The 8,300-nt window shown below is 53.6% G+C and carries 4 protein-coding genes; 3 read left to right on the top strand and 1 reads right to left on the bottom strand.

Annotated elements, in window-relative coordinates; genetic code table 11:
- Positions 1-188 (bottom strand): hypothetical protein (locus RUMCAL_RS16120; protein WP_207636431.1); only part of this gene is annotated, 188 nt, incomplete at its 3' end.
- A gap of 154 nt (positions 189-342) precedes the next feature.
- Here RUMCAL_RS16120 and rpoB point away from each other — a divergent pair.
- From rpoB to RUMCAL_RS01700, 3 genes are all read left to right on the top strand, one after another.
- A complete protein-coding gene (rpoB, locus tag RUMCAL_RS01710; RefSeq protein WP_040646521.1) occupies positions 343-4,269 on the top strand; it encodes a DNA-directed RNA polymerase subunit beta in 3,927 nt (1,308 codons plus the stop codon).
- Between the two features lie 115 nt (positions 4,270-4,384).
- Positions 4,385-7,963: a DNA-directed RNA polymerase subunit beta' gene (rpoC, locus tag RUMCAL_RS01705; protein ID WP_021680702.1), complete on the top strand. Its 3,579-nt coding sequence runs from the start codon at positions 4,385-4,387 to the stop codon at positions 7,961-7,963.
- Between the two features lie 4 nt (positions 7,964-7,967).
- A complete protein-coding gene (locus RUMCAL_RS01700; RefSeq protein ID WP_021680701.1) occupies positions 7,968-8,267 on the top strand; it encodes a hypothetical protein in 300 nt (99 codons plus the stop codon).
- Positions 8,268-8,300: the final 33 nt, after the last annotated feature.

Raw genomic sequence — 8,300 nt, 5'->3', positions numbered from 1 at the left:
AAGCCGTCAGGCGGGCTTTGTGCGGTGTTGCCTTTGCTGTCTGCGGCAGTTCCGTCCGGCTTGTGCAAGTTGACGAAAAAGAAGCGGAACAGCCTGTGCTTCAGCGGCATTCCTACAAAAATAAAAAAACGCCCTTGACAAAAGAACGCTTGCATTATATAATAATAAAATGTATCGTAATGTGTCAATGCACATTTCAGCAGAATAGTATACCACATTCCGACCTCGTCTGTCAAGTCCTTTTTTTCAAATCACAGAAAAAGATTTTCCGCTGTGTGCGGAAGGTTGTAAGGGAAACAGGCGAATTTTTGTCTGACAAAGAGTTAAGGAGGTTTTTCGCCAATGGTGCATGTTACGCCAAAGCAGTGCGGGAAAAACGTTCGTATGAACTTCGGTAAGATCAACGAAGTTCTGGAAATGCCGAACCTGATCGAGGTACAGAAGAACTCGTACAAGTGGTTCCGTGAAAAGGGACTGCGGGAAGTTTTTCGCGACGTTTCTTCCATTACAGACTACAACGGCAATCTGGTACTGAACTTTACCGATTACCGCATCGATGACACCCCGAAATATACCATTGCAGAATGCAAGGAACGCGACGTGACCTATGCAGCACCGCTGCGTGTGACTGCAACGCTCTGGAACAAGGAAACCGGTGAAGTCAAGGAGAGCGAGATCTTCATGGGCGACTTCCCCCTGATGACCGAAAGCGGCACCTTTGTCATCAACGGTGCAGAACGTGTTATCGTTTCCCAGCTGGTGCGTTCGCCGGGCGTATACTACGCTTCGGAAAAGGATAAGACCGGTAAGGACCTGTTTAAGGCTACCGTCATTCCGAACCGCGGTGCATGGCTGGAATATGAAATGGATTCCAACGATGTGGTCTATGTCCGCATCGACAAGAACCGCAAGATCCCGATCACTACATTTATCCGTGCTCTGGGCACCGGCACAGACGAAGAAATTGCCGAGATGTTCGACAACGACGAGCGTCTGTCCCAGACCATTATCCAGAAGGATTCCACCAAGAACACGGAAGATGCTCTGATCGATGTATACAAGAAGCTGCGTCCGGGTGAACCGCCTACGGTGGAAAGCTCCCTGACACATCTGAACAACCTGTTCTTCGACGCGAAGCGGTACGATCTGTGCCGGTTCGGCCGTTACAAGTACAACAAGAAGCTGGGCATCGCCAGCCGTCTGGCAGGTCACGAGCTGACCCGTCCGGTGGCAGACGAAGCGACCGGCGAGATCCTCTTTGATGCAGGCGTGACACTGACTTTCGATCAGGCAATGCAGATTCAGGATGCCGGCATCAAGGAAGCCTATATCAAGGCAGAAACCAAGGAATATTTTGTCACCGAGTCCGGCGAAAACGAGATCCGCTTCATTGAAAAGGAAGCCAAGGTCATCGGCAACGGCATGGTAGACATTGCAAAATATGTGGATTTCGACTGCGAAGCACTGGGCATCAGCGAAAAGGTTCGCTACGCTGTTCTGCGGGAGATCCTCGACAGTGCGTCCAGCGAAGACGAACTCCGCACCGCGATCCGCAAGCGTGCAGATGAACTGGTGCCGAAGCACATCATTCTGGACGACATCTACGCAACGATCAGCTACTTCCTGAACCTGTGCGACGGCATCGGCAACGTCGATGACATCGACCATCTGGGCAACCGCCGTATCCGTTCGGTAGGCGAACTGCTCCAGAACCAGTTCCGCATCGGCTTCACCCGTATGGAACGCGTGATCCGGGAACGCATGAACCTGCAGGCACAGGATAACGATGTGCTCACCCCGCAGGCACTGGTCAACATTCGTCCGGTGACTTCTGCGATCAAGGAATTCTTCGGTTCCTCTCCGCTGTCCCAGTTCATGGATCAGAACAACCCGCTGGCAGAACTGACCCATAAGCGTCGTCTGTCCGCACTGGGCCCGGGCGGTTTGTCCCGTGACCGTGCCGGATTCGAGGTTCGTGACGTACACTACAGCCACTACGGCAGAATGTGCCCGATCGAAACACCGGAAGGTCCGAACATCGGTCTGATCTCCTATCTGGCAACTTTCGCAAGAATTAACCAGTACGGCTTCATTGAGGCTCCGTACCGCAAGGTGGACAAGGAAACCGGCTGCGTCACCGACGAAGTGGTTTATATGACTGCCGACATGGAAGATAACTACATTGTCGCACAGGCAAACGAACCGCTGACAGAAGACGGTCACTTTGCAAATGCCAAGGTCGCAGGCCGTTTCCGCGATCAGATTCTGGAAATCGAAGCAGAACGCGTTGACTTCATGGACGTTTCCCCGAAAATGGTAGTTTCCGTGGCAACTTCTATGATCCCGTTCCTCGAAAACGACGATGCAAACCGTGCACTGATGGGTTCCAACATGCAGCGGCAGGCTGTGCCGCTTCTGAAAACCGAGCGTCCGTTCGTCGGCACCGGTATGGAATACAAGGCTGCCGTAGACTCCGGCGTTTGCGTTGTATCAGAATATGATGGTGTCATCGACTCCGTTTCCGCAGACGAGATCGTTCTGGTGGACGACGAGCACAAGACACATAAATATGTACTCCAGAAGTACAAGCGTTCCAACCAGTCTACCTGTGTCAACCAGCGTCCGATCGTCGATGCCGGCGAACGGGTACACAAGGGACAGGTACTGGCAGACGGTCCGGCAACCGCAGACGGCGAAATTTCGCTGGGTAAAAATGCTCTGATCGGCTTCATGACATGGGAAGGCTACAACTACGAGGACGCCGTTCTGCTGAACGAACGTCTGGTAAGAGAAGATGTCTTTACTTCCGTGCACATTGAAGAACTGGAGATCGAGTGCCGTGACACCAAGCTGGGACCGGAAGAAATCACCCGCGACATTCCGAACGTGGGCGACGATGCCCTGAAGGATCTGGACGAAAACGGTATTATCCGCATCGGTGCGGAAGTACATGCCGGCGATATTCTGGTTGGTAAGGTCACCCCGAAGGGCGAAACGGAACTGACCGCAGAAGAACGCCTGCTGCGTGCAATCTTCGGCGAAAAGGCTCGCGAAGTCCGCGACAACTCCCTGAAGGTACCCCACGGTCAGGCTGGTATTATCGTGGATGTCAAGATCTTCACCCGCGAAAACTGCGACGAACTCTCTCCGGGCGTAAACCAGCTGGTTCGCTGCTACATCGCACAGAAGCGTAAGATCTCTGTCGGCGACAAGATGGCAGGCCGTCACGGCAACAAGGGTGTCGTTTCCCGTATTCTGCCGGAAGAAGATATGCCGTTCCTGCCGGACGGCACACCGCTGGACATTGTCCTGAACCCGCTGGGCGTACCTTCCCGTATGAACATCGGACAGGTTCTGGAAGTGCATCTGGGTATGGCTGCCAAGGCTCTGGGCTGGCACATCATGACACCGGTATTCGACGGTGCACACGAAGATGACATTCGTGCATGCTTCCGCGAAGCCAACGAAAAGAATGCTTCGCACCGCGATGATCCGTTCGATCTGAAGCCGATGCAGAAGGTCATCAACCCGAAGGCTCTGGAGATGAACGAAGACGGTAAGTTCACGCTGTATGACGGCAGAACTGGTGAAAAGTTCGACAACCGCGTTACTGTCGGCTACATGTACTACCTGAAACTCCACCACCTGGTTGACGATAAGATCCACGCACGTTCCGTTGGTCCGTACGCTCTGGTTACCCAGCAGCCTCTGGGCGGTAAGGCTCAGTTCGGCGGTCAGCGTTTCGGCGAAATGGAAGTTTGGGCACTGGAAGCATACGGTGCAGCTTACACCCTGCAGGAGATCCTGACTGTCAAGTCCGACGATACCGTAGGCCGTGTCAACACCTATGAGGCAATCGTCAAGGGACAGAACGTACCGAAGCCGGGTCTGCCGGAATCCTTCAAGGTACTCATCAAGGAAATGCAGTCCCTCGGTCTGGACGTAAAGGCTCTGGACAAGGATCAGAACGAGATCGACCTCAAGTCCAACTTCGAGGAAGAAGAAGCGATCATTCCGCAGCCGGTCAGTGCAGCTGATGATGATCCGTCCTTTATGGGAACTTCTACGGACTATGAAGGTGCAGACAGAGATATGGAAGATGCCGGCATGTCCTTCAAGGATGGCAATCCGACAGATGATGATCTGCTGGGCGACAGCATCGGCGGCAGCAGTCACACAAGTTCCTACAGCGACGATGACGATCTGCTGGGCGACGATTTCAGCATCGGCGAAAGCTTTGACGACACAGACGACGATGATCTGCTGTAATTCTCAAGAACACTCGCCTTTGAGCGATTTTGATATACACACCAACAGACAGGCAGCGGACGGCAGGTTCCGTTCGCTTCTCCTGTTTCCTCGTTGATATATAGGAGGTAACGGTTTGGAATTTAACACTTTTGAATCTATCAAGATTTGTCTTGCTTCTCCGGATCGTATCCGGGAATGGTCTTACGGTGCAGTTGAGCGTCCGGAAACGATCAACTACCGTACCCAGAAGCCGGAACGCGACGGTCTGTACTGTGAGCGTATCTTCGGGCCGACCAAGGACTGGGAGTGCCACTGCGGCAAGTTCAAGAAGATCCGTTTTAAGGGAAAGATCTGCGACCGCTGCGGCGTAGAAGTTACCCGTGCCAAGGTTCGCCGTGAACGTATGGGGCACATCGAACTGGCTGCTCCGGTTTCCCACATCTGGTACTTTAAGGGCACACCGTCCCGTATCGGTCAGATGCTGGAAATCTCCCAGAAGCGTCTGGAAGAAGTCCTGTACTTCACCAAGTTTATCGTACTCGATCCGGGCAACACCGAGCTGGTGCCCAAGCAGCTGCTCACCGATAAGGAATACCACTCCTATCGGGAAAAGTACGGCGACGAATTCGAAGCCGGCATGGGTGCAGAAGCTATTCAGAAGCTGCTCAAGCAGATCGATCTGGACGAACTGGCAGCTGAACTGAAAACTGAACTGGCTGGGCTGGCTTCCGGTCAGAAGCGTGTCAAGCTGCTGAAGCGTCTGGAAATCGTAGAAGCATTCCGTCAGTCCGGCAACCGTCCAGAATGGATGATCATGGACGTGGTACCGGTCATTCCGCCGGATCTGCGTCCGATGGTCATGCTGGACGGCGGCAGATATGCGACATCAGACCTGAACGATCTGTATCGCCGCGTGATCAACCGTAACAACCGTCTGAAGCGTATGCTGGAACTGGACGCTCCGGAAATCATCGTCCGCAACGAAAAGCGTATGCTGCAGGAAGCTGTCGATGCCCTCATCGACAACGGCAGACACGGCAGACCGGTCACCGGTCCGAACAACCGTGCTCTGAAATCTCTGTCCGACATGCTGAAAGGTAAGCAGGGACGTTTCCGTCAGAACCTGCTGGGTAAGCGTGTTGACTACTCCGGCCGTTCTGTTATCGTTGTCGGACCGGAACTGAAAATGTATCAGTGCGGTCTGCCGAAGGAAATGGCTCTGGAACTGTTCAAGCCGTTTGTCCTGAAGCGTCTGGTAGACACCAAGGTCATCGCCAACATCAAGAGTGCCAGAAAAATGGTAGACCGTGCTTCTGCGGAAGTATGGGACGCTCTGGAAAATGTCATTCATGACCACCCCGTTCTGCTGAACCGTGCTCCTACCCTGCACCGTCTGGGTATTCAGGCGTTCGAACCGGTTCTGGTAGAGGGTCGTGCTCTGAAGCTGCACCCGCTGGTATGCTCTGCATTCAACGCCGACTTCGACGGCGACCAGATGGCTGTGCACCTGCCGCTGTCTGCGGAAGCACAGGCAGAAGCCCGCTTCCTGATGCTGGCTGCCAACAACCTGCTGAAGCCGTCTGACGGCCGTCCGGTTGCTGTGCCGACACAGGATATGGTACTGGGTTCCTACTACCTGACCATGGAAAAGGACGGCGAAAAGGGCGAGGGCAAGGTCTTTCGCGATGTCAACGAAGCCCTCATGGCTTATCAGGAAGGCGACGTTTCCATTCATGCAAAAATCAAAGTCCGCATCACCAAGGACATCGGTGAAAAGCGGGTTTCCAAGATCATCGACTGCACCGTCGGCCGCCTGATCTTCAACGAAAATATCCCCCAGAACCTGGGCTATGTAGACCGTACCAATTCTGACAAGCAGTTCGATCTGGAAGTTACATTCCTGGTCGGCAAGAAACAGCTGGGTCAGATCATTGACCGCTGTATCAAGATCCACGGCACTGCCACCACTTCGGAAGTGCTGGATAAGATCAAGGCAACCGGCTTCAAGTACTCCACCAAGGCTGCGATCACAGTTGCTGTCTGCGATGCGATTATCCCGAAGGAAAAGTGGGACATCGTCAACGCAGCAGATGCACAGGTCGATGACATCACAGCGGAATACGAATACGGTTACATCTCCGCCGCAGAAAAGTCCAAGCGGTTCATCGAGATCTGGAACAAGGCTACCAACGACGTTACCACTGCCCTGCAGAACGGTCTGGACCGGTATAACCCCATCTTCATGATGGCGGACTCCGGTGCCCGTGGTAGTATTTCCCAGATCCGTCAGCTGGCAGGCATGCGTGGTCTGATTGCCAACACTTCCGGTGCGACCATCGAAATGCCGATCCGTTCCAACTATCGTGAAGGTCTGAACATTCTGGAATACTTCATCTCCTCCCGTGGTGCCCGTAAGGGTCTGGCAGATACCGCACTGCGTACCGCCGACTCTGGTTATCTGACCCGTCGTCTGGTAGACGTTTCTCAGGATGTTATCATTCGTGAACAGGACTGCGGTGCAACCGACGGTCTGGAGATCTACGAGATCCGCAACGGCAACGAGCTGATCGAAAAGCTGGCAGAACGTCTGACCGGTCGTTATCTGGTAGACGATCTGCGTGACCCGCAGACCGGCGAGCTTATCATCTCCAAGAACAAGATGATCACCGAAGCCGATGCACAGAAGATCGTGGATTCCGGCGTAGAGCGTATCAAGATTCGTTCTGTCCTCATGTGCCGTGCAAAACAGGGTGTGTGTGCAAAGTGCTATGGTGCAAACCTCGCACACGGCAATCTGGTTTCCATCGGTGAAGCTGTCGGCGTTATCGCTGCACAGTCTATCGGTGAACCGGGTACACAGTTGACCATGCGTACCTTCCATACCGGTGGTATCGCCTCCGCAGAAGACATCACACAGGGTCTTCCCCGTGTCGAAGAACTGTTCGAGAGCCGTCACCCGAAGAATGCTGCGATCCTGTCCCGCCTCGATGGTGTGGTACACATCGAAGAAGTCAAGACTTCCCGCACCATTATCGTCACCAACGAAGAAACCCACGCATCGGAATCCTATCCGATCCACTATAACTTCAAGATTCGTGTTCGCGAAGGCGAATTCATCAAGAAGGGTACCCGCATGACCGAAGGCAACGTCTTCCCGGGTGATATTCTGAACATTCTGGGCGTTCAGGCGGTTCAGGACTATATCATCAGCGAAGTACAGAAGGTTTACCGTCTGCAGGGTGTAGACATCAACGACAAGCACATTGAAGTTATCGTCCGCCAGATGCTCCGCAAGGTCAAGGTAGACGATCCGGGCAGCAGCTATCTGCTGCCGGGCACCATGGTAGACCGCCGCAAGATCATGGAAGTCAACGACGGATTGCAGGAACGCATCAACAACGGCGAAACCGAAGTGGCTCTGGTCACTGTAGAGCCGATGCTTCAGGGTATCACCAAGGCATCCTCCAGCTCCGACAGCTTCCTGTCTGCCGCTTCCTTCCAGGAAACCACAAAGGCTCTGACCGATGCGGCAATTCGCGGCAAGAGCGACTATCTGTATGGTCTGAAAGAAAACGTTATTATTGGTAAGCTGATTCCGGCTGGTACTGGTATCGATGTGTACAACAACGTAAAGCCGGTCAAGAATGATGCTTATCTGGAACACACCGGTTCCTCCATGCCGCCTTCCACCATTCCGTCCTCTTTGAGCTAACGGTATGCAGCGGCGTTGGAAACAAGTGCTTTGCAGCCTGTTAGGCGTACTGCTTCTGGCAGGAAGCCTGCTGACAGTTCCGGCTGCGGCGGCAGAAACCACTGCCCCGCAGACTACTGCGGCAGAATCCACAGACGATGCAAAGGACAGCGGAAATACCAGACAGATCGTGCAAACGCTGGTCATTTTCACAGTGGCATGCGGCGTGACTGCATTTCTGGTCATGCGTCCCAGTTTGAAAAAGCTGAAGGCTGCCAAGGAACAGGCGGCATCTGACGGCAATTCCGCAGACAAAACAAAATAAAAAGGCAATACCGCACAAAGATTGTGCGACAGA

This window comes from Ruminococcus callidus ATCC 27760 (assembly GCF_000468015.1).
In the GTDB taxonomy this organism is placed as follows: domain Bacteria; phylum Bacillota; class Clostridia; order Oscillospirales; family Ruminococcaceae; genus Ruminococcus_C; species Ruminococcus_C callidus.
This window is presented reverse-complemented; position numbering and strand designations above follow the sequence as displayed.

Bases quoted from the DNA above. Each gene is read 5' to 3' on its own strand.
- rpoB (WP_040646521.1), top strand. From the start codon at position 343: ATGGTGCATGTTACGCCAAAGCAGTGCGGGAAAAACGTTCGTATGAAC.
- RUMCAL_RS01700 (WP_021680701.1), top strand. From the start codon at position 7,968: ATGCAGCGGCGTTGGAAACAAGTGCTTTGCAGCCTGTTAGGCGTACTG.